General features: G+C 74.2%; 20 protein-coding genes. 7 read left to right on the top strand and 13 right to left on the bottom strand.

Annotated features, from left to right (window positions below):
• Window positions 1–248 precede the first annotated feature (248 nt).
• Together ACIA6B_RS32165 and ACIA6B_RS32170 are read left to right on the top strand one after the other, a co-directional pair.
• A complete protein-coding gene (locus ACIA6B_RS32165; RefSeq protein WP_396779201.1) occupies window positions 249–1,352 on the top strand; it encodes an LLM class flavin-dependent oxidoreductase in 1,104 nt (367 codons plus the stop codon).
• Window positions 1,349–1,975: a CE1759 family FMN reductase gene (locus ACIA6B_RS32170; protein ID WP_396779203.1), complete on the top strand. Its 627-nt coding sequence runs from the start codon at window positions 1,349–1,351 to the stop codon at window positions 1,973–1,975. The genes ACIA6B_RS32165 and ACIA6B_RS32170 overlap by 4 nt, the downstream gene beginning before the upstream one ends.
• A gap of 30 nt (window positions 1,976–2,005) precedes the next feature.
• Here ACIA6B_RS32170 and ACIA6B_RS32175 read toward each other — a convergent pair whose 3' ends face one another.
• A complete protein-coding gene (locus tag ACIA6B_RS32175; protein ID WP_396779205.1) occupies window positions 2,006–2,890 on the bottom strand; it encodes a universal stress protein in 885 nt (294 codons plus the stop codon).
• A 147-nt stretch (window positions 2,891–3,037) separates the two neighbouring features.
• The gene (locus ACIA6B_RS32180) at window positions 3,038–3,937 is read right to left on the bottom strand and encodes a universal stress protein (protein WP_396779207.1); all 900 of its coding nucleotides are present in this window, start codon (window positions 3,935–3,937) and stop codon (window positions 3,038–3,040) included.
• A 155-nt stretch (window positions 3,938–4,092) separates the two neighbouring features.
• Between ACIA6B_RS32180 and ACIA6B_RS32185 the strand changes: the two genes are divergently transcribed.
• Window positions 4,093–4,563: a cyclic nucleotide-binding domain-containing protein gene (locus ACIA6B_RS32185; RefSeq protein ID WP_396779209.1), complete on the top strand. Its 471-nt coding sequence runs from the start codon at window positions 4,093–4,095 to the stop codon at window positions 4,561–4,563.
• A 1-nt stretch (window position 4,564) separates the two neighbouring features.
• Here the strand turns inward: ACIA6B_RS32185 and ACIA6B_RS32190 are convergent, their stop codons facing one another.
• The 5 genes from ACIA6B_RS32190 to ppdK all read right to left on the bottom strand — a co-directional run bounded on the left by ACIA6B_RS32190 (window position 4,565) and on the right by ppdK (window position 11,400).
• The gene (locus ACIA6B_RS32190) at window positions 4,565–4,906 is read right to left on the bottom strand and encodes a hypothetical protein (protein ID WP_396779211.1); all 342 of its coding nucleotides are present in this window, start codon (window positions 4,904–4,906) and stop codon (window positions 4,565–4,567) included.
• Window positions 4,907–4,959: 53 nt separating this feature from the next.
• Entirely contained in the window at window positions 4,960–5,733 is a 774-nt protein-coding gene (gene pflA / locus ACIA6B_RS32195; protein WP_396779213.1) for a pyruvate formate-lyase-activating protein, read from the bottom strand.
• Window positions 5,730–7,976, bottom strand: coding sequence for a formate C-acetyltransferase (pflB, locus tag ACIA6B_RS32200; RefSeq protein WP_396779215.1), 2,247 nt, complete (start codon window positions 7,974–7,976; stop codon window positions 5,730–5,732). Before pflB ends, pflA begins: the two co-directional genes overlap by 4 nt.
• A 184-nt stretch (window positions 7,977–8,160) precedes the next feature.
• Window positions 8,161–8,727: a hypothetical protein gene (locus tag ACIA6B_RS32205; RefSeq protein ID WP_396779217.1), complete on the bottom strand. Its 567-nt coding sequence runs from the start codon at window positions 8,725–8,727 to the stop codon at window positions 8,161–8,163.
• Window positions 8,728–8,739: 12 nt separating this feature from the next.
• Window positions 8,740–11,400, bottom strand: a complete 2,661-nt coding sequence (ppdK, locus tag ACIA6B_RS32210) for a pyruvate, phosphate dikinase (protein ID WP_396779219.1) — start codon at window positions 11,398–11,400, stop codon at window positions 8,740–8,742.
• Between the two features lie 135 nt (window positions 11,401–11,535).
• Between ppdK and ACIA6B_RS32215 the strand changes: the two genes are divergently transcribed.
• A complete protein-coding gene (locus ACIA6B_RS32215; protein ID WP_396779221.1) occupies window positions 11,536–12,039 on the top strand; it encodes a GNAT family N-acetyltransferase in 504 nt (167 codons plus the stop codon).
• 10 nt (window positions 12,040–12,049) lie between these two features.
• Window positions 12,050–12,676: a hypothetical protein gene (locus ACIA6B_RS32220; RefSeq protein WP_107160163.1), complete on the top strand. Its 627-nt coding sequence runs from the start codon at window positions 12,050–12,052 to the stop codon at window positions 12,674–12,676.
• Here ACIA6B_RS32220 and ACIA6B_RS32225 read toward each other — a convergent pair.
• Together ACIA6B_RS32225 and ACIA6B_RS32230 are read right to left on the bottom strand one after the other, a co-directional pair.
• Entirely contained in the window at window positions 12,610–14,217 is a 1,608-nt protein-coding gene (locus ACIA6B_RS32225; protein ID WP_396779224.1) for an FAD-dependent monooxygenase, read from the bottom strand. The genes ACIA6B_RS32220 and ACIA6B_RS32225 overlap by 67 nt on opposite strands.
• An 85-nt stretch (window positions 14,218–14,302) precedes the next feature.
• Window positions 14,303–14,917, bottom strand: coding sequence for a TetR family transcriptional regulator (locus ACIA6B_RS32230; RefSeq protein ID WP_396779226.1), 615 nt, complete (start codon window positions 14,915–14,917; stop codon window positions 14,303–14,305).
• Between the two features lie 186 nt (window positions 14,918–15,103).
• On the opposite strand from ACIA6B_RS32230, the gene ACIA6B_RS32235 reads away from it, so the two are divergent.
• Window positions 15,104–16,471 (top strand): hemolysin family protein, encoded by a 1,368-nt coding sequence (locus tag ACIA6B_RS32235; RefSeq protein ID WP_396779228.1) that lies wholly within the window; start codon window positions 15,104–15,106, stop codon window positions 16,469–16,471.
• A 31-nt stretch (window positions 16,472–16,502) separates the two neighbouring features.
• On the opposite strand, the gene ACIA6B_RS32240 is transcribed toward ACIA6B_RS32235, so the two are convergent.
• From ACIA6B_RS32240 to ACIA6B_RS32255, 4 genes are all read right to left on the bottom strand, one after another.
• Window positions 16,503–16,820: a PRC-barrel domain containing protein gene (locus ACIA6B_RS32240; protein ID WP_396779230.1), complete on the bottom strand. Its 318-nt coding sequence runs from the start codon at window positions 16,818–16,820 to the stop codon at window positions 16,503–16,505.
• A complete protein-coding gene (locus ACIA6B_RS32245; protein ID WP_396779232.1) occupies window positions 16,807–17,187 on the bottom strand; it encodes a hypothetical protein in 381 nt (126 codons plus the stop codon). The genes ACIA6B_RS32240 and ACIA6B_RS32245 overlap by 14 nt, the downstream gene beginning before the upstream one ends.
• On the bottom strand, window positions 17,184–18,410 hold the full coding sequence (locus ACIA6B_RS32250; protein WP_396779234.1) for an NRAMP family divalent metal transporter: 1,227 nt from the start codon (window positions 18,408–18,410) through the stop codon (window positions 17,184–17,186). The genes ACIA6B_RS32245 and ACIA6B_RS32250 overlap by 4 nt, the downstream gene beginning before the upstream one ends.
• Window positions 18,411–18,493: 83 nt before the next feature.
• Complete coding sequence (locus ACIA6B_RS32255) at window positions 18,494–18,883, bottom strand: PaaI family thioesterase (protein WP_396779236.1); 390 nt, start codon at window positions 18,881–18,883, stop codon at window positions 18,494–18,496.
• 102 nt (window positions 18,884–18,985) lie between these two features.
• Here ACIA6B_RS32255 and tyrS point away from each other — a divergent pair, with 102 nt between their 5' ends.
• The gene (gene tyrS / locus ACIA6B_RS32260) at window positions 18,986–20,269 is read left to right on the top strand and encodes a tyrosine--tRNA ligase (RefSeq protein WP_396779238.1); all 1,284 of its coding nucleotides are present in this window, start codon (window positions 18,986–18,988) and stop codon (window positions 20,267–20,269) included.
• The last annotated feature ends 505 nt before the right edge of the window (window positions 20,270–20,774 follow it).

The following is a 20,774-nucleotide window of genomic DNA, read 5'->3' on the forward strand; positions in this document are numbered from 1 at the left end:
GAGATCACCCGCAGCCTCAAACGCTACATAGCCCGCCAAATCTGGCGCACCCTCGAAGCCACCGCTTGACAAACACCTTCACAGATCTTGCAGTTGTCGCCCCCCGATAACGGGATGAAAAGGGCGTTGCGGGGACCGCAACCGCAAGATCGATGGAGGGGGCGGGTTCTGGAATAGTTGACGCGTCAAATAGGTTGTGCGGGACGATGCCGGGCCGGCCGGTCCGGATCTCACCCGAGGAGCTGGTCATGCAGTTCGGAATCTTCACCGTCGGTGACGTCACCGTCGACCCGACCACCGGGCGGCTGCCGTCCGAGCGTGACCGGATCAAGGCCATGACCACCATCGCGCTGAAGGCCGAAGAGGTCGGTCTGGACGTCTTCGCCACCGGTGAGCACCACAACCCGCCGTTCGTGCCGTCGTCGCCCACCACCATGCTCGGCTGGATCGCGGCCCGCACCGAGCGGCTGATCCTGTCCACCTCGACCACGCTGATCACCACCAACGACCCGGTCAAGATCGCCGAGGACTACGCGATGCTCCAGCACCTGGCCGACGGCCGGGTGGACCTGATGATGGGTCGCGGCAACACCGGCCCGGTCTACCCGTGGTTCGGGCAGGACATCCGCAACGGCATCCCCCTCGCGATCGAGAACTACGACCTGCTGCACCGGCTGTGGCGCGAGGACGTGGTCGACTGGAAGGGCCGGTTCCGCACCCCGCTCCAGTCGTTCACCTCGACCCCGCGTCCGCTCGACGGCGTACCGCCGTTCGTCTGGCACGGCTCGATCCGCAGCCCGGAGATCGCCGAGCAGGCCGCGTACTACGGCGACGGCTTCTTCGCCAACCACATCTTCTGGCCCAGGGAGCACACCGAGCGGATGGTCGGCCTCTACCGGGAGCGGTTCGCGCACTACGGCCACGGCTCGCCGGACCAGGCGATCGTCGGGCTCGGCGGGCAGGTCTTCATGCGCCGCAACTCGCAGGACGCGGTGCGCGAGTTCCGGCCGTACTTCGACAACGCCCCGGTCTACGGGCACGGCCCGTCGCTGGAGGAGTTCACCCGGGAGACGCCGCTGACCGTCGGCAGCCCGCAGCAGGTCATCGACCGGACGCTGGGCTTCCGCGAGTACGTCGGCGACTACCAGCGGCAGCTCTTCCTGATGGACCACGCCGGCCTGCCGCTGAAGACGGTGCTGGAGCAGCTCGACCTGCTGGGCGAGGAGGTGGTCCCGGTGCTGCGCAAGGAGTTCGACTCGATGCGTCCGGTGCACGTGCCGGAGGCGCCCACCCACGCCGCCCTGCTGGCCGCCCGGGACGCCGCGACGAGCCCGGAGGAGGAGGCGCGATGACCCGGCGTACCCTCGCGGTCGTCTCGGCCGGTCTCGGCCAGCCCTCATCCACCCGTCTGCTCGCCGACCAGCTCGCCGCGACCGCCCGCGACGACCTGGTCGGCCGGGGGGCCGACGTGGAGCTGCGCCCGGTGGACCTGCGTGAGCACGCCCACGACGTGGTGAACCACCTGCTGACCGGCTTCGCGCCCGCCGCCCTGCGCCGCACGCTTGACGCCGTCGCGGCGGCGGACGGTCTGATCGCCGTCACCCCGATCTTCAACGCGTCCTACAACGGGTTGTTCAAGTCCTTCTTCGACGTGGTGGACCGCGACGCGCTGGCCGGCACGCCGGTGCTCGTCGGGGCGACCGGCGGCACCGCGCGGCACTCGCTCGCGCTGGAGCACGCCGTCCGGCCGATGTTCGCCTACCTGCGGGCGGTGGTGCTGCCGACGGCGGTCTTCGCCGCGCCCGAGGACTGGGCCGGCGACGACGGCGACAGCGCGTTGCGGGCCCGGATCCGGCGCGCCGCGGCCGAGCTGGCCGAGCAGGTGGACCGCCGCCCGGCCGCGTCCGGGCCGGCCGACCCGTTCGCCCTCACCACCGACTTCGCCGCGCTGCTGGCCGGCCACGACCCGACCTGATCGGGCTCGCCCGGCGTCCGCCGGCCGGCGTCAGTCGCCGGCCGGCTCCGGCCGACGGGCGATCAGCACCGGGCAGTGGGCGTGCTGCACCAGGGCCTGGCTGACCGAGCCGAGCAGCAACCCGGTGAAGCCACCCCGGCCCCGGGAACCGACCACCACCAGCGACGCGTCGGCGCTCGCGTCCCGCAGCGCGGTCTCCGGGGACGCGGCGACGACGGGGCGTTCGGTCACCCGTAGCTCCGGGTGGGCCACCCGGACCCGAGCGGCAGCGGCGCCGAGCAGCTCGGCCGCCTCGGCCTGCTCCGCGGTGGTCGCCTCGGCCGCGACCTCCGGGGCCGGCGCGCCGCGCTCCGGCGCGCGTACGTGCGTCAGCACCAGCTCCGCGTCCCGGCGGTCGGCCTCGTCCGCGGCGAGTTCGACGGCGTACGCGGCGGACTCGGAGCCGTCCACCCCGACCAGCACCGGACCGTCGACCGGGATCGGCTGCTCCGCCGGCCGCACCACGAGCACCGGACAGTGCCCGTGCTGGGCGAGCTGCGCGCCGACCGAGCCGAGCAGCAACCCGGCGAAGCCGCCCACCCCCCGGCTGCCCACCACCACCAGCTCCGCCCGGCGGGACTCCTCGACCAGCGTCGCGCCGGGCCCGCCGGCGACCTGCCGCGCCTCCACCCGCAGCCCGGGGTGCCGGCCGGTCAGCTCGGCGGCGACCCGTTCGAGCATCTTCTCCGCCTCCTCGGTGGGCGCGGGCACCCCGAGGTCGTACGGGTTGAGCGGCACGCCGTAGCCGAGCGGGTGCAGGTAGCCGTGCACCAGCAGCAGCGGCCGGGCGCGTGCGACGGCGGCCACGGCGGCCTGGTCGGCGGCGGTGAGGCTGGACGGCGACCCGTCCACCCCCGCCACGACGGGTCGGTTCATCGGATGATCCCTCCGGTCGACTCAGGCCATTGTGGCCGTCAGCCGTCCCGCGAGCGGGCGCCGCCACGCCCGGCCCGGTCCGGCGCAGCCCCGCCCGCCGCGAACGCGGCGGGCGGGCCCGGCTGTCGGGCGGCCGGCGCGGTCACGTCAGCCCCGGGGGTGCCGGACGACGGCCAGCGGGCTGCGGCAGTGGTGCAGCGCCGCGTGGCTGACCGAGCCGAGCAGCAGCCCGCCCAGGCTGCCCCGGCCGTGCGCGCCGACCACGGTGAGCTGCGCCGCGCCGGACTCCTCGACAAGCACCCCGGCCGGCGACGCGGCGGCCACCAGCCTCGGCCGCACGGTGACCTCCGGGTAGCGCTCGGACCAGCCGGCCACCGCCTCCGCGAGCACCCGCTCCTCGTCGGCCCGGAGCTGCCGCGCGTCGTACCGCAGGGGCATGACGTCGCCGTACGCCTCGCGGAGGCCGACCGGTGGCGGGTACAGCCAGGTGTGCACGACGACCAGTTCGGCGCCGCGCCGCGCCGCCTCGGCGAACGCGAAGCCCACCGCCTCGTCCGACACCGGCGAGCCGTCCACGCCGACCACCACCGGGCCGGTGGCGCGGGCCTCGCCCCGGCTGACCAGCACCGGACAGTCGGCGCGGGCGGAGAGCTGCACCGCCGCGGAGCCGACCAGCAGCTCGGCGAAGCCGCCCAGACCGCGGTGGCCCAGCACGAGCAGCGCCGCGTCGCGGCTCTCCCGCAGCAGCACCGTGACCGGACCGCCGTCGGTCACCGTGCCGGTCACCGCGAGGTCCGCGTCGATCTTGCGGGCCTCCTCGACCGCCTCGGCGACCAGCTTCCCGGCCTCCCGCCGCACCTCGTCGTCGGGGAGCACGACGGCGACCGGGCCGAGCGGGGTGCCGACCGGCTGCCACCGGAACGCGTGCACCACCCGCAACGGCCGGCGCCGCGACGCCGCCTCCCGCGCGGCCAGCCGGACCGCGTCCAGCGCTGACGGGGAACCATCCACGCCCACCACGACGGGGGCGCCGGATCTGTCGGTCATCACGTCCTCCTTCGGTCCACCTCCAGCCTGGACCGGGCCGACGCGGCGGGGCAGAGGCGACCGCCCGCGCGGCGCGGGACCATCGGCCCTGCCGGATCGCGGCGCGGTGGGGTTCACTGGAGTGCCGGCTCCCACCTGTCGATCGTGGAGGCGCGATGACCCCGCTGGAGATGCTCCGCGTGCACCCGTTCCTGGCCGGGCTGCCGGAGGAGTGGCTGCCGCCGCTCACCGGCTACGCCCGCCCGGTGGCCTGGCACCCGGGGCACCGGCTGTTCCGGGCCGGGCAGCCGGCCGAGCGGTTCTGGCTGGTCCGGGACGGCCAGGTGGCGCTGGACTTCCCGGTGCCGGGTCGCGGCGACGTGGGGATCGAGACGATCGGCGCGGGCGGGGTGCTCGGCTGGTCCTGGCTGTTCCCGCCCTACCGCTGGCAGTTCGGCGCGGTGGCCACCCGGCGCAGCACGGCGGTGGAGTTCTCCGCCGAGGGGGTACGCCGGCTGATGGGCTCCGACGACACGCTGGGCCGGCAGCTCACCGCCCGGTTCATGAGCGTCGTGGTGGACCGGCTCCAGGCGTCCCGGGTGCGCCTGCTCGACCTGTACGGCTATCCGACGTCCGCGGCGGGCTGACTCACCCGGCGGCGGAGTCGCGCCGGATCACCAGCTCGTCCACCTCGAGTCGACCGATGCGCAGCTCGCGGACCACCGCGCGGCGCACCACCAGCCGGCCGATCACGAGCGCGCCCACCGACACGGCGCCGAGCGCCAGCGCGCCCACCGCCAGCGCGCCCACGGCCGTACCGCCGAGGGCCCGTGCCCCGGTCGCCTGGGCGCCGGTGGCCTGCGCGCCGATGGTTCCTACGCCGGTGGCCTGCGCGCCGATGGTTCCTACGCCGGTGGCCTGCGCGCCGGTGGTCCGCGCGCCGGTCGCGACCAGGCTCCGGAGACGCGACGTGCGGTGTGCGGTCGACATGCCGCCATCGTAGTGCGGGCCGGGACCGCCGGGCGGCTCCGCGCCGCCGGAGGTCAGGTGACGGTGAGGCCGCGCTCGGCGAACTGACCGCGGACCCGGGTGAGCAGCTCCGGGTCCGGCGGCGCGGTGTCGGCGAGCGGGAAGGCGAGGCCCAGCTCGGCGTACTTGTGCGCGCCGAGCCGGTGGAACGGCAGCACCTCGACGCGTTCCACACCGGTCAGCCCGGCGGCCACGTCCGCCACCCGGGCCACCTCGTCGACCGCGTCGGTCAGGCCCGGCACCAGCACGTACCGGATCCACATCGGCGTGCCCCGGTCGGCCAGCCGCCGGGCGAAGCGCAGCGTCGGCGCGAGCCGGCCGGTGCCGGTGACCCGGCGGTACGTCTCCGGGCGCCCGGCCTTGACGTCCAGCAGCACCAGGTCGGTGGCGTCCAGCAGCGCCTCGTCGGCCCGGTCGCCGAGGAAGCCGGACGTGTCCAGCGCGGTGTGCAGGCCGAGCGCGTGGCAGCGGCGCAGCAGCTCCCCGGTGAAGCGGGGCTGCAACAGCGGCTCGCCGCCGCTGACCGTGACGCCGCCGCCGGCCACCTGGACGAACCGGCGGTACCGGGCGATGGTGGCGACCATCTCGTCCACCGTGCGCCGCCGGCCGCTGCGGGCGTACCAGGTGTCCGGGCTGTGGCAGTACCGGCAGCGCAGCGGGCAGCCGGCGAGGAAGACCACGAACCGGGTGCCCGGCCCGTCCACCCCGATCGAGGTGTCCCAGGAGTGCACCGCCCCGTCGAGGGCCGGTGGCGCCGCGCCCGGCGCCACCGGCGGCCGGCCGGTCACAGCGACCCGTGGAACGTCCGGGACACCACGTCCCGCTGCTGCTCCGGCGTGAGCCGGACGAAGTTCACCGCGTACCCGGAGACCCGGACGGTGAGCTGCGGGTACCGCTCCGGGTGGGCCATCGCGTCGAGCAGCGTGGCGCGGTCCAGCACGTTCACGTTGAGGTGGAACCCGCCGGCGTCGGCGTACCCGTCGAGCACCCCGGCCAGGTTGGCGATCCGCTCCTCGCGGGTGTGCCCGAGGCCGTCCGGGGTGACCGTGCCGGTCAGCGAGATGCCGTCGCGGGCCGCGTCGTACGGCAGCTTCGCCACCGACAGCGCGGCGGCGACCAGGCCGTGGGTGTCCCGGCCGTTCATCGGGTTCGCGCCCGGCGCGAACGGCTCGCCGGCCCGCCGCCCGTCCGGCGTGTTGCCGGTGTGTTTGCCGTAGACCACGTTGGACGTGATGGTGAGCACCGACATGGTCAGCTCGGCGTCGCGGTAGGTGCGCTGCCGGCGCAGCTTCGCCGCGAACGTCTCGACCAGCCACACCGCGATCTCGTCGGCCCGGTCGTCGTCGTTGCCGTAGGTCGGGAACTCGCCCTCGACCGCGTAGTCGACGGCCAGGCCGGTCTCGTCGCGCAGCACCTTGACCCGGCCGTACCGGATGGCCGACAGGCTGTCCACGGCGACCGAGAGGCCGGCGACGCCGGTGGCCATGAACCGGCGCACCGGGTGGTCGTGCAGCGCCATCTCCAGCCGCTCGTACGCGTACCTGTCGTGCTGGTGGTGGATCACGTTCAGCGCGTCCACGTACGTCTGCGCCAGCCAGTCCAACGTCCGGTCGTACGCGGTCAGCACCTCGTCGTGGTCGAGCGTCTCGCCGCCGACCGGCGGGGTGGGCGGGGCGACCTGCTCCCCGGTCAGCTCGTCCCGACCGCCGTTGATCGCGTACAACAGCGCCTTGGCCAGGTTCGCCCGGGCGCCGAAGAACTGCATGTCCCGCCCGACCCGCATGGCCGACACGCAGCAGGCGATCGCGGTGTCGTCGTCGTACGCCGGACGGATCAGCTCGTCGTTCTCGTACTGGATGGCGCTGGTGTCCAGCGACACCTGCGCGCAGAACCGCTTGAAACCCTCGGGCAGCCGGGGCGACCAGAGCACCGTCAGGTTCGGCTCGGGCGCCGGACCGAGGTTGTAGAGCGTCTGGAGGTAGCGGAACGTGGTGCGGGTGACCAGCGGCCGGCCGTCCGCGCCCATCCCGCCGAGCGACTCGGTGACCCAGGTCGGGTCGCCGGAGAAGAGCTGGTCGTACTCGGGGGTGCGGAGGAAGCGGATGATCCGCAGCTTGATCACGAAGTCGTCGACCAGTTCCTGCGCGCCGGTCTCGTCCAGCCGCCCCTCGGCGATGTCCCGCCGCAGGTAGGTGTCGACGAAGCCGGCGGTGCGGCCGAGCGACATGGCCGCGCCGTTCTGCTCCTTCGTGGCCGCCAGGTAGGCGAAGTACAGCCACTGGATCGCCTGCTGGCCGGTGGCGGCGGGCCGGGAGATGTCGAAGCCGTACCCCGCGGCCATCTCCTTCAGCTCGCCGAGCGCCCGGACCTGCTCGGCCAGTTCCTCCCGGTCCCGGATCACGTCGTCGGTGCTGCGCCGGCCGTCCAGCGCCGCCCGGTGGGCGCGGCGTTCCTCGATCAGCCGGTCCACGCCGTACAGCGCCACCCGGCGGTAGTCGCCGATGATCCGACCCCGCCCGTACGCGTCGGGCAGCCCGGTGACGATGTGCGAGCGCCGGGCGGCGAGCACCGCCTCCGGGTACGCGTCGAAGACCGCGTCGTTGTGGGTGCGGCGGTACCGGGTGAAGATCTCGTGCACCCGCGGGTCGGGTTCCCGCCCGTACGCCCGCAGCGCCGTCTCCACCATCCGCAGCCCGCCGGCCGGCATGATCGCCCGGCGCAGCGGCGCGTCGGTCTGGAGCCCGACGATCAGCTCCCGCTCCCGGTCCACGTAGCCGGGCGCGTGCGCGGTGATGGTGGACGGGGTGGCCGCGTCGATGTCGTACACGCCGCGCCGTCGCTCCTCGGGGAACATGGCGCGCAGCCGGTCCCAGACCGCGAGCGTCCGCTCGGTCGGTCCGGTCAGGAACGACGCGTCCCCGAGGTAGGGCTCGTGGTTGCGGTGGACGAAGTCGGCGACGTCGATGGTCTCGCGCCACGGTCCGTCCCGGAAGTCCCGCCACGGGTCCACGGTGCGCTGGTTGCCGTTCATGGTCACTCCCTCGGTTCCGCCCGACCTTCCACCTCCACCCTTCCGCCGCGCGCCCCGGCCCGGCAGAGCCCTCGGTCCCCACCCTCGGGACCTACGCCCCGCTCGCACGATCATGACGTTGGCGGCCGGATCGGAGATCCACATCGCCGCCAACGTCATGGTCGACGCGCTCGGAGGGCTGTGGTCAGCGGGGAAGGGGGTGGGCCCGCAGCAGGCGGGCCCAGCAGGGGCGGGTGTCGGGGCGGGGGCGGGGGAGGGACGCGCCGCGCAGGCTGAGCCAGCCGCCGGGGCCCATGGTGACCGTGTGCACCGCCGGTGGGCGGCGCCGGGACCAGACGGCCACGGCGGCGGTGAGCGCGGCCACCGCGAACGCGCCGGTGGCGGCTGCGACGAGGTGGTCCGGGTCGGTCACCCGCCGGTAGCGGACCCGGCCGTCGGTCAGGACGAACGCCCCGACCGGACGGCCGGCGTGGGTCACCGGCACCAGCGCCGTGCCCGGCGCGCCGGGCAGTTCCAGCACCGGTCCCACCGCCCCGGAGCCCACCGCCGTCGGATCCGCAGCCCCGGAGCCCACCGCCCCGGGGCCCACCGCCGTCGGACCCGGCCCCGGTGCCGGTGCCTCGGCCTGGGCCTGGGCGGGCGTCGGCACCGGGGCCGGGTCGAGGGTCGGGTCGGGGGCCGGCGCCGGCGGCGCGGGCCGGGGGAGCGGCGGAACCGTGCTCAGGCCGGTCGGGTTGAAGATGGCGGTCATGGCGCTGCCCTCCTAGCGGGAGTCGGACGAGTCGGTGCCGGCCGCGACGGCGACCCGGCCGGCGGCCAGCCGCGCCACCGGCACCCGGTACGGCGAGCAGGAGACGTAGTCGAGCCCGGCGGCGGCGAAGAACGCGATCGAGTCCGGGTCGCCGCCGTGCTCGCCGCAGACGCCGACGGTCAGCCCGGGGCGGGCCGCCCGGCCCTCGGCGACGGCCAGCCGGACCAGTCGCCCCACGCCGGCGACGTCGAGGCGCTCGAACGGCGAGACTCCGAAGATCCCCCGGGCCAGGTACGCGGGGAAGAACGACCCCTCCACGTCGTCCCGGGAGAACGCCCAGGTGGTCTGCGTCAGGTCGTTGGTGCCCAGCGAGAAGAAGTGCGCCTCGGCGGCGATCTCCCCGGCGGTCAGCGCGGCGCGGGGCGTCTCGACCATGGTGCCGATCGGGATCTCCGGCGCGCCTTCCACCTCGGCCAGCACGCGTCGTGCCTCGTCGGCCACCGCGGCCAGTTCGCGGACGTCCCCGACCAGCGGCACCATGATCTCCGGGCGCGGGTCGCCGCCGGCCCGCCGCCGCTGCGCGGCGGCCTCGGTCAGCGCCCGCACCTGCATGGCGAACAGCCCCGGAACCACCAACCCGAGGCGGACGCCGCGCAGCCCCAGCATCGGGTTCGCCTCGTGCATCCGGCGCACCGCGGCCAGCAGCGTGGCGTCCCGGCCCGGGTCCTCGCCACGCGCCTGCGCGCGGGCCACCCGGGCGGTCAGCTCCGCCAGCGGGGGCAGGAACTCGTGCAGCGGCGGATCGAGCAGCCGGACCGTGACCGGCAGCCCGTCCATCGCGGCGAGCAGCCCTTCGAAGTCGGCCCGCTGCAACGGCAGCAGCGCGTCCAGCGCCGCGTCCCGTTCCGCCGGCCCGTCGGCGAGGATCAGCCGCTCGACGAGGGCCCGGCGCGCGCCGAGGAACATGTGCTCGGTCCGGCACAGCCCGATGCCGGCGGCGCCGAGCCGGCGGGCCCGGCGGGCGTCCTCCGGGGTGTCCGCGTTGGCCCGGACACCCAGCGTGCGTACCGCGTCGGCGTGCCCGAGCAGGCGGTGCACGGCGGCCACCAGCGGGTCGCTCTCCGGGCGCAGCTCGCCGGCCAGGTACCGGGCCACCGGCGACGGCTGCACCGGCACCTCGCCGAGCCAGATCCGCCCGGAGGTGCCGTCGATCGAGATCAGCTCGCCGGCCCGCACCACCCGGTCACCGACCGTGAACTCGCCGCGGTCGACGTCGATGCGCAGCGCCTCCGCCCCGCACACGCAGGTCCGGCCCATCCCGCGGGCCACCACGGCGGCGTGCGACGTCTTCCCGCCGCGCGAGGTGAGCACGCCGGCCGCGGCGATCATGCCGGGCAGGTCGTCCGGGTTGGTCTCCGGGCGGACCAGGATCACCGGCCCGTCGGCCGCCGCCGCGGCGGCGGAGTCGAAGACCACCCGGCCGACCGCCGCGCCCGGCGAGGCGCCCACCCCGACCGCCAGCGGCGGGGCCGCCCCGTCGGTGTCGAACGCGGGGAACATGAGCTGGGCGAGCTGCGCCCCGGTCACCCGGGTCAGCGCCTCGTCGGCGGTGATCAGCCCCTCGTCGGCGAGCTGCGCGGCGATCACGAACGCGGCGGCGGCGGTGCGCTTGCCGACCCGGGTCTGCAACATCCACAGCCGCCCGCGTTCGATGGTGAACTCCACGTCGCACAGGTCGCGGTAGTGCCGTTCCAGCGTCGCCATGATCTGCCGCAGCCGGTGGAAGCTCGCCGGGTCCAGCCGGTCCAGCTCGGTCAGCGGCACCGTGTTGCGGATGCCGGACACCACGTCCTCGCCCTGCGCGTCGGTCAGGTAGTCGCCGTACACGCCGGGCGCGCCGGTGGCCGGGTCGCGGGTGAACGCCACCCCGGTGCCGGAGTCCGGGCCGAGGTTGCCGAAGACCATGGCCATCACGTTGACGGCGGTGCCCAGGTCGTCCGGGATCCGCTCCTGCCGCCGGTAGACCCGGGCCCGCTCGGAGCGCCAGGAGGAGAAGACCGCGCCGACGGCGAGGAAGAGCTGTTCGTGCGGCGCCTGCGGGAAGTCGTGCCCGACGTGCCGGATGAAGATCTTCTTGTACGTGTCGACCAGATCGCGGAGCTGCTCCGCGTTCGGCCCGCCCGGCCCGGCGGTGGCCCGCACCGCGGCCAGCTCGTGCGCGAACTCCTCGGCCGGGATGCCGTGCACGGTGTGCCCGAACATCTGGATCAACCGGCGGTACGAGTCCCAGGCGAACCGCTCGTCGCCGGCGTGGGCGGCCAGCCCGGCCACCGTGACGTCGTTGAGCCCGATGTCGAGGATCGTCTCCATCATGCCCGGCATCGAGTACCGGCCGCCGGAGCGGACCGCCAGCAGCAGCGGGTCGTCCGGGTCACCGAGCCGCCGGTCCAACCGGGCCTCGACCTGGCGCAGGTGCGCGTTGATCTCCTCGTACAGCCCGTCCGGGGGCGTGCCGGTGGCCAGGTAGGCGCGGCACGCGTCGGTGGTGACGGTGAACCCGGGCGGCACCGGCAACCCGAGCCGGGTCATCTCGGCCAGGTTGGCGCCCTTGCCACCGAGCAGGTCGGCCCGGCTCCGGTCACCCTCGATGAAGTCGTAGACGTACTTTCGCATGGTCCGGCCTCCTCGGCTGCGTGGTTCCTCCTCCTTGGTATCGGTCCGGCCGGCCGGGCCGGCAGGGCCGGACGGGACCCGGGACGGGCCGGAGGTCCCGAACGGTGTCGGTGGGTCGGCGTATCGTTGCCGGCCGTGACCTCCGCTGTGGAAATCCGTCCGGTCCGGGACGACGACCTGCCCGCCTTCTTCGCCCACGAGCAGGACCCGCAGGCCAACTGGATGGCCGCGTTCGGTCCGAAGGACCCGGCGGACCGGGCCGCGTTCGACGCGCACTGGGCGCGGATCCGCGCCGACGGGCGCATCGTCAACCGCACGATCGTCGCCGGTGGCGAGGTGGTCGGCCACGTGGCGGCGTTCCCGGTCGACGACCAGACCGAGGTCAGCTACTGGATCAACCCGGAGTGCTGGGGGCGCGGCCACGCCACCGCCGGGCTCGCCGCGCTGCTGCGGGAGCTGCCGCAGCGGCCGGTGCGGGCCCGCGCCGCGAAGGACAACGCCGCCTCGCTCGCGGTGCTGCGCAAGTGCGGCTTCGTCGTCGTCGGCGAGGACGCGGGGTACGCTCCCGGCCGCGGCGTCGAGGTCGAGGAGTGGGTGCTGGAGCTGCCCGCCGAGGCGCCTGACCAGCGCGACCACTAGTGTCCCCGGGGTGAACTGGCTGGAACTCGTCGGCTGGGCCGGCTCCGCGCTGCTGGTCTGGTCCCTGCTGCAGACGCGCATCCTGCGGCTGCGCGCGCTCAACCTGGTCGGCTGCCTGATCCTGATCGGCTACAACGCCGCGCTGCACGTGTGGCCGATGGTCGGGCTGAACGTGGTGCTCACCGTGATCAACGTGTGGTACCTGCGCAAGCTGCTGGCCACCCGGCACGACGAGCAGACCTACCAGGTGGTGGAGGTGGGCACCGGCGACGCGTTCCTGGCCCACACGCTGCGGGTGCACGCCACCGACATCGCCCGCTTCAACCCGGCGTTCCGCTGGGACCCGGCCGACGCCGACCGCTCGGCGTTCCTGGTGGTCCGCGCCGACGAGGTGGTCGGTGTGATGGTGTCGCACGCCGAGGCCGGCGGGGTGGCCCAGATCGACCTGGACTACGTGACCCCACCGTTTCGCGACTTCACCCCCGGCGAGTTCGTCTACCGGCGCAGCCGGCTGTTCACCGACCGGGGTTTCCGCCGGGTGGTCAGCCCGCCCGGCATGGTCGCCCCCTACTACCACCGGCTCGGCTTCCGCCCGGAGGGCGGCGCGTACGTGCTGGACCTGCCCGCCCCGGCCTGAGCCGGGTCAGCCGGCGCGCTCGCGTGGTCGCGGGGCCGGCCGAACCAGCGGGTGAGCGCGGCGCGCAGCCCGTCCCGGTCCGGTGCCGACGCCTCGGACGCCCAGGCCAGGTAGCAGTCGGGGCGCAGCAGCAGCGCGGTCGAGGCGGTGCCCGCCAGCCGGCCGTCGACCACGTCGACCCGGTCCCGCCACGGCCCGGCGGTCCCGCCCAGCGTGCCGGTGCCGTCGAGCAGCAGCGGGCGCGCGTCCCGGGTCAGCTCGGCCAGCCGCACCGGCCCGGTGTCGGTCTGCACCACCAGGTCCGGCGCCCAGGTGCCGACCGGCGGCCCGTCCGGTCCCGGGTCGTAGCGGACGTCCGCGCCGGCCATCAGCGCGGCCACCTGCCCGGCGTTGTCCGGCCGGGCGAGCAGCTCGCCGACGAGTTCGCGCAGCGCGGTGACCTCGGTGCCCGGCGCGATCAGCGCGGACTGGGCCTGGGTCGACATGGTCACCCGCCGGGCCGCCGGTCGGCGTTCGGCCTCGTACGTGTCGAGCAACCCGTCCGGGGCCCAGCCGTGCAGCCGCGCGGCCAGCTTCCAGCCGAGGTTCACCGCGTCCTGGAGGCCGAGGTTCAGCCCCGGCCCGCCGATCGCGGAGTGGACGTGGGCGGCGTCGCCGAGCAGCAGCACCCGGCCGGCCCGGTAGCGCTCGGCGAGCCGGGTGTTGCCGCCGGCCAGGCGGCGCAGCAGGTGCGGCCCGGGCCCGTCCGGCGGACCGAGCGGCACCTCGACCCCGAGCACCCGGGCCACGCTGGCCCGCACCCCGTCGAGCGTCAGCGGCGTGTCCGCCTCCGGCGTCGCCGGCCACTCGACGGTGCTGACCAGGGGCGCCCGGTCGGGAAACGGCGCCCAGACGATCAGCCCGTGCTCGGTGCGGGTGTGCTGGAACGGCGGCACGACCCCGTACCCGGGCGCGACGAGACCGCCGGTGGTCGGGTCGACCAGCTCTGGCGGCACGCCGACCTGGGCGGTACGCGAGACGGACCGGTCCGTGGTGATCCCGGGGAAGCCGATGCCGGCCAGCTTCCGGACCGTGCTGCGTCCGCCGTCCGCGCCCACCAGGTAGCGGCAGTCGAGCGTGGCGCCGTCGGCGAAGTCGACCTCCACCGCGTCGGAGCGTTGCCGCAGCCCGGTCACCTCGCACCCGCGGCGGACCGGCACGCCCAGTTCGGCGACCCGTTCGGCGAGCACCCGCTCGACCTGCCGCTGGGGCACCGCCAGCCCGTACATCGGGTTGTCCGCGACGGCGGTCAGATCCAGCGGCAACGCGCCGAAGACGAACCCGGGCGTCGGTCGTGGCGGCGCGGCGGAGCCGGCGAGGCGCTCGTGCAGGCCGCGCCGGTCGAGCATCCGGACGACCTGGCCGACCAGCCCGTTCGCCCGGTTCTCGGTGGTCGGCGCGGTCAGCCGGTCACACACCACGGGCTGGACCCCCGCCAGCGCCAACTCGACGGCGAGCATGAGCCCGTTGGGCCCCGCCCCCACCACAAGCACCTCAATCACCGCAAAACCTCCCAGGGATGAAAGGCCGGGCCCCCTGTTGACGGCTCCGGTCGAGAAGGGGCCCCTTCTCACGGGGCGGGGTGGGTCAACGCGGCGGGGGCAGCCCGGCGGCGAGCTGGGCCAGCGCGTCGGAGAGCAGCCGCTCCATCGGCTCGGGGTGCTCGGCGCGGAGGAAGTGCCGCATGGCCGCGCCGACGCCCGCGTTGACCGCGGCGGCCACCAGGTGCGGATAGAGATCGCGGCCGGCGTCCGTGCCGGTGCGCTCCGCGACGGCCTCGGCCAGCTCGGCGGCGGCGACCGCGCCGGCCCGCAGCATCTCGCCCTGTAACGCCGGCTCGGCGAGCATCACCCGCAGCCCGGCGACCCACTCGTCGTGGGCGCCCGGTGGTGACTGCTCGACCTCCGGCCCGGGCGCCCACGAGGTGAGGAACGCCGCCTCGATCGCGCGCCAGAGCGGCTCGCCGGCCGGTCGGGCGCGGAGCGCGTCCACCACGCGGCGGCTGCGGTCCAGGTGTCGGGCGGAGATCGCCTCCGCCTTGCTGCCGAAGTAGTTGTTGAACGTCCGGGGGGACACGCCGGCGGCCTGCGCGATGTCCTCCACCAGCACGGCGTCGTAGCCGCGCGTCACGGTCAGGCGGATGGCCGCCCAGCTCAGCGCCGCTCTGGTCGCCGCCTTTTTGCGTTCCCGCAGTCCGCTCACCCACCGACCGTAGCAAAACATGCGTGGCACGCAAATATGCGGAGCGCGCAAGAATCTGTCCGGTCAGCAGAAGCACAGGATTCAGGCACGAGCCGGCGGGGCACAGAGGGGCCACGCCGACCGGGTCTGCCGGCCGGCGAGTCGGCCATCGGCCGACCCGGATCGGGTCGAGGGAGACAACCGGTCGTGCAGAGCTACTGGAGCCAGTTGGCCCTGGTCGGGGTGCTGGTCATCGTCAACGCGGCGTTCGCCGGCAGCGAGATGGCCCTGGTGTCGCTACGGGACAGCCAACTGCAACGGCTGGAGCGCAGCAGCCGCGCCGGCCGCACCCTCGCCCGGCTGGCCAAGGACCCGAACCGGTTCCTCGCCACCATCCAGATCGGGATCACCCTCGCCGGCTTCCTCGCCTCCGCCGCCGCGGCCGTCTCCCTGGCCCGCCCGCTGGTGCCGCTGCTCGGCGTCTTCGGCGACGCCGCCGAGACGGTCGCCATCGTCGCGGTCACCCTGGTGCTCACGTTCGTCACGCTGGTCTTCGGCGAGCTGGCGCCCAAGCGCATCGCCATGCAGTCCGCCGAGCGCTGGGCGCTGGTGGTGGCCCGACCGCTGGACGTGCTGGCCAGCCTCACCCGGCCGGCGGTCTGGCTGCTCGGCGCCACCAGCGACATGGTGGTCCGCCTGTTCGGTCTCGACCCGAAGCACGAGCCGGAGGAGATCGGCCCGGACGAGCTGCGCGACATCGTGGCCGGCAACCACGGCTTCACCAAGGAGCAACGCACCATCATCGCCGGCGCGGTGGAGATCGCCGACCGGCAGTTGCGGGCCGTCCTCGTACCCCGGTTGCAGGTCTTCACGCTCGACAGCGGAACCACCGCGGAGGCCGCGCGGCTGGTCCTGGCGGCGACCGGGCACTCCCGGGCGCCGGTGGTCCGGCACGGCGGCCTGGACGACGCGGTCGGCGTCATCCACCTGCGCGACCTGGTCGGCGTCCCCGACGACCGGCCGGTCGACGAGATCGCCCGCCCGCCGATGCTGCTGCCCGACTCGCTGCCCGTGGTCGACGCGCTGCGCCAGTTCAAGGCCGAACGCCAACACATCGCGCTGGTGGTGGACGAACGCGGCGCGGTCGACGGCATCGTGACGCTGGAGGACATCCTCGAAGAGATCGTCGGCGAGATCTACGACGAGACCGACCGCGACCTCCAGGCGGTCCACACCGAGGCGGACGGCACGCTGGTGCTGCCCGGCACCTTCCCGGTGCACGACCTCACCGATCTCGGGGTCGACCTGCCCAACCGACCCGCCGGCGACTACACGACCGTCGCCGGGCTGGTGCTGATCTGCCTCGGGCACATCCCGACCGTGGCGGGGGAGCAGGTCGCCGTGGACGGCTGGGAGCTGACCGTGGCCGGCGTGGACCAGCGCGCCATCGTCGAGGTACGCCTGCGCCGCCGTCCCCGCCGCGAGCGGAACAACGGCGACGACACCGACGGCGCCGAGCCGGCCGACGACGCCGACCCGGCGGACACCCCGGAACTCGACGAGGCCCGCCGCTGACGGTTCCGCCGCCCGCTGCGCGGAAGCCGGCTCAGCGCGGGTCGGCGGGTGGGCCGAACGGGAAGCCGGGCACCGGCGGATGCAGCCGCACCGCGTCGGCCGGCACCTGGTGGGTGCTGCGCCCCACCAGCCGGGCGATCGCCCGCAGCAGCCACGGCCCGGCCGGATGCAGCTCCGGCCCGATCAGCCGACTGGTCACCCGGGTCCACCAGTGACCGGCCACGATCACGTCGGCGATCCGCAGCCGCTCCGGCGGCCAGCCCCCGCGCACCACCACGTCCACCACCCGGCCCAACCGCCGCCCGTGCAGGTCGTACGCGGTGCGCCCGAGCAGTTCACCCGCTCGCACGGTTCGACCCCGGGATCCGTTCGATCAGGTGGCGGCGCAGCCACGACTCCACCGGTGAGGACGGCAGCTCCGCCGCCCGGCAGCGCAGCCGTACCGCGCTGTCCACCCGGGCCACCACCGCCAGCGGCACCCGCAACGGCGGCACCGGCGGATCCTCGGTGAACCGGTCGGCGACCGCCACCAGCAGCCGCCCGACCCGGCCGCCGATCCGCTCCCCGAGCGCGCCCTGGCCGGTGAGCAGGCTGTCCACGTACGGGTAGCCCGCCCCGTCCACCGCGAACGCGATGTCGTCCACGCGTCCCACCAGCCGGCCCTCGGCGTCGACGATCTGCCGGTCGAGCAGTTGCTTGGCGAGCTGGACCCTCATCGTCCCATCCCCGTCATGATCGCCAGTGGGATCGCCGCCACCGAGGCGGCGACGATGAGCAGCAGGAACACGGCGCCGAGCAGGTTCGCCCACCACCCGTTGACCCGGTCCCCGAGGTAGGTGCGGTCGTTGGCCACCACCAGGATCGGCAGGTAGGTCAGCGGCAGCACCACCGCGCTCAGCACCAGCATGTACTCGGTCAGCCGGACCGGGTCCACGGTCGTCATCAGCATCACCACACCGAGCAGCAGCCCGAGCAGCAGCACGCTGTGGAACCGGGCCGCCTCCCGCGGGCTGACCCGCTTGCCCCACTGCCAGCCGAAGTACTGCGCCGCCGCGTACGCCGCCGACAGGCCGGTCTCCAGCGCCGCGCCGAACGTCACCGCGAAGAACGCCAGCACGGCGGCGACCAGACCGGCGCCGCCGAGCGCGGTCGCCACCGGCCGCGCCACCTGGTCGAGCGAGGTCAGGGACGCGTCGGACGGGTGGTAGGCCACCGTCGCCACGGCGACCAGCGACAACGCCAGGAAGCCGCCCACCGGGAAGCCGATCAGCACGTTCGACCGGGCGCGCGCCAGGTCGGCCGGGCTCCACCGCTCCTCCACCCCGCCCGAGGAGAAGAAGAAGACCTCGTACGGGCTGACCGTGGACGCGAACAGCGCCACCGCCACGAACCAGTACAGCGGCCAACCGTGACCGGCCGAGCTGACCCGCCAGGCTCCCTGCCCGAGTTCCGCCCAGTCGGTCGGCAACGCCACCAGCGCGACCGCGAAGACCAGCAGCGCCAGACCGGCCAGGCCGAAGATCCGCTCCATCAGCTCGAAGCGCATCCGCCACAGCACCAGCCAGACCGCCAGCGCGGCCAGCGGCACCCAGAGCAGGTGGCTGAGCCCGGTGGCCAGCGTGAGCGCCAGCGCCACCCCACCCAGCTCCGCGGCCAGCGTCACGACCGTGACCAGCCACGACGCCACCAGGTTGAGCAACGCGACCCGGGGCCCGAGCCGCTCCCGGACCAGGTCGAACACCGCCCGGCCGCTCACCGCCGCGATCCGGCCGGCCATGTCCGCGTACGCGCAGATGCCCACCACCCCGACCAGTAGCACCCAGGCGTGGGCCATGCCGAACAGCGCGCCGGCCTGGCTGGCCGCCACCAGGTCGCCGATGTCGACGAAACCGCCGATGGCCGAGAGCACGCCCAGCGTGGCGGCGAGCAGCTTCCTCACGTCGGGTCGGGCGCGGCTGGTCTCATCGACGCGACGATATCGGCGTCAGTACCCCGTTATCGGGAGAATCGGGCAGTCCGTCGTCAGTCGGCGGTCAGGTTCTGCAACCGCACCTGCCCGCGGGCGACCAGCCGGCCGTCGCCGTCGGTGATCTCCACCAGCCACAGTTGCTGGCTGCGGCCCCGGTGCACCGGCGTGCCGACCGCGGTCAACTCGCCGTCCCGGACCGCGCGCAGGAAGTCGGTCTGGTTCGACACCCCGACCACCCGGCCCCGGTCGCCCAGCCAGAGCGAGCCGCCGACACTGGCCGCGGTCTCCACCACCGAGCAGTAGACCCCACCGTGCTGGATCCCGTGCGGCTGGTGCAGCTCCGGGCGGACCCGCCAGCGGATCACCACCCGGTCGGCGCTGGCCTCGTCCAACTCAAGCCCCAGCAGGGCCACGTAGCCCCCGGTCAGGTCCGGTGTCTGCACCCTGGTTCCTCCTCGCGCTCGACGGCGCCGCCAGCCTAGTCGCCGCCGCCGTCGGCAAACCCGGTACGGCCCCGGGCCGGGGATGGGGGAGAATCGGTGACCGTGACCGACAGCAACCTCCCGCCGGGGCGGGACTCCCTGACCGAAGACCTGCTGTGGCGGGGCCTGATCCAGGACTCGACCGGCCCCGACGAGCTGCGCGCGCTGCTCGACGGCCCGAGCGCCACGTTCTATGTGGGCTTCGACCCGACCGCCCCCAGCCTGCACGTCGGCAACCTCATGCAGGTCGTCACCGCCCGCCGGCTCCAGCTCGCCGGGCACCGGCCGCTGCTGCTGGTCGGCGGCGCCACCGGCCAGATCGGTGACCCCAAGGAGAGTGCCGAACGGACGCTCAACCCGCCGGAGGTCATCGCCGGCTGGGTCCAGCGCATCCGGGACCAGCTCTCGCCGTTCGTCACGTACACCGGCGACAACGCGGCCCGCATGGTCAACAACCTGGAGTGGACCGGCGAGATGTCGGTGGTGGAGTTCCTCCGGGACGTCGGCAAGCACTTCCCGGTGAACAAGATGCTGGCCCGCGAGGTGGTCAAGGCCCGGCTGGAGAGCGGCATCAGCTACACCGAGTTCAGCTACCAGCTCCTCCAGGCCAACGACTTCTTCGAGCTGCACCGTCGGCACGGCTGCCAGCTCCAGTACGGCGGCTCGGACCAGTGGGGCAACATCACCGCTGGCGTGGACTACGTCCGCCGGCGCGGCGCCGGCCCGGTTCAGGCGTTCACCACCCCGCTGGTCACCAAGTCGGACGGCACCAAGTTCGGCAAGAGCGAGTCCGGCGCGGTCTGGCTCGACCCGGAGATGACCAGCCCGTACGCCTTCTACCAGTTCTGGCTCAACGCCGACGACCGCGACGTGACCCGTTACCTGCGGTACTTCAGCTTCCGCTCCCGGTCGGAACTGGAGGAGTTGGAGAAGGCCACCGCCGAACGTCCGCAGGCGCGGGCGGCCCAGCGGGCCCTGGCCGAGGAGCTGACCACGCTGGTGCACGGCGAGCGGGAGACGGCCCAGGCGATCGCGGCGAGTCAGGCGCTGTTCGGGCGGGGCGCGCTTGACGAACTCTCGCCGGAGACGCTGCGGGCCGCGCTCGCCGAGGCGGGGCTCGTGCCCGTCGACGCGCTGCCGGACGTGGCCGGCCTGCTCAAGGAGTCGGGGCTGGTCCCGAGCATGAAGGAGGCCCGGCGGGTGATCGCCGAGGGCGGCGCCTACGTCAACAACGTCCGGGTCGCCGAGGTCGACGCGACGGTCTCCGACGCCGACCTGCTGCACGGCCGCTACCTGGTGCTGCGCCGGGGGAAGCGCTCGTTCGCGGGTGTTGAGCTGCGGGGATAGTCGACCGTCGACGATGTGACGGGGGACGCGCCCGACGGATTTGACGATCAATCCGTCGGGCGCGTAACTTTCTCTCTGCCAGCGCGGAACGGACGAACAGGGCGAAAGACCTGGGAGGCCGGAGCGCAGGACCTGGAAACCGGGTGGTGCCCCGGATCCGCCGGGAGGCGGATTTGGCGAGGCGGAACCGACCGGGTAAGGTTATCGGCCGGCAGGGAAACGGACGAGTCAGCGGGAGACCGCGAACGGCCGTCCTGCCGAATTCCTCGACGTGACCGACGCGAGTCGGCCGAGTCGTGGTGCCCGGCAAAAGGGTGATGCACGACAAACCGGCAAACACCGGTTTGACACGGCGGAAACCACCGGGTAACGTAGTAAAAGTGCCCGGCGCGAGAGCGGCGGGGATGTGAACGAAATGCCCCGGGTCGGGGGCCTCCTGGTGGGGGTTTCCGGTGTGGTGTGTGGTTGTTCTTTGAGAACTCAACAGGGTGCTTGATAAGCCAGT

The organism is Micromonospora sp. NPDC051141 (assembly GCF_044455765.1).
GTDB lineage: Bacteria > Actinomycetota > Actinomycetes > Mycobacteriales > Micromonosporaceae > Micromonospora.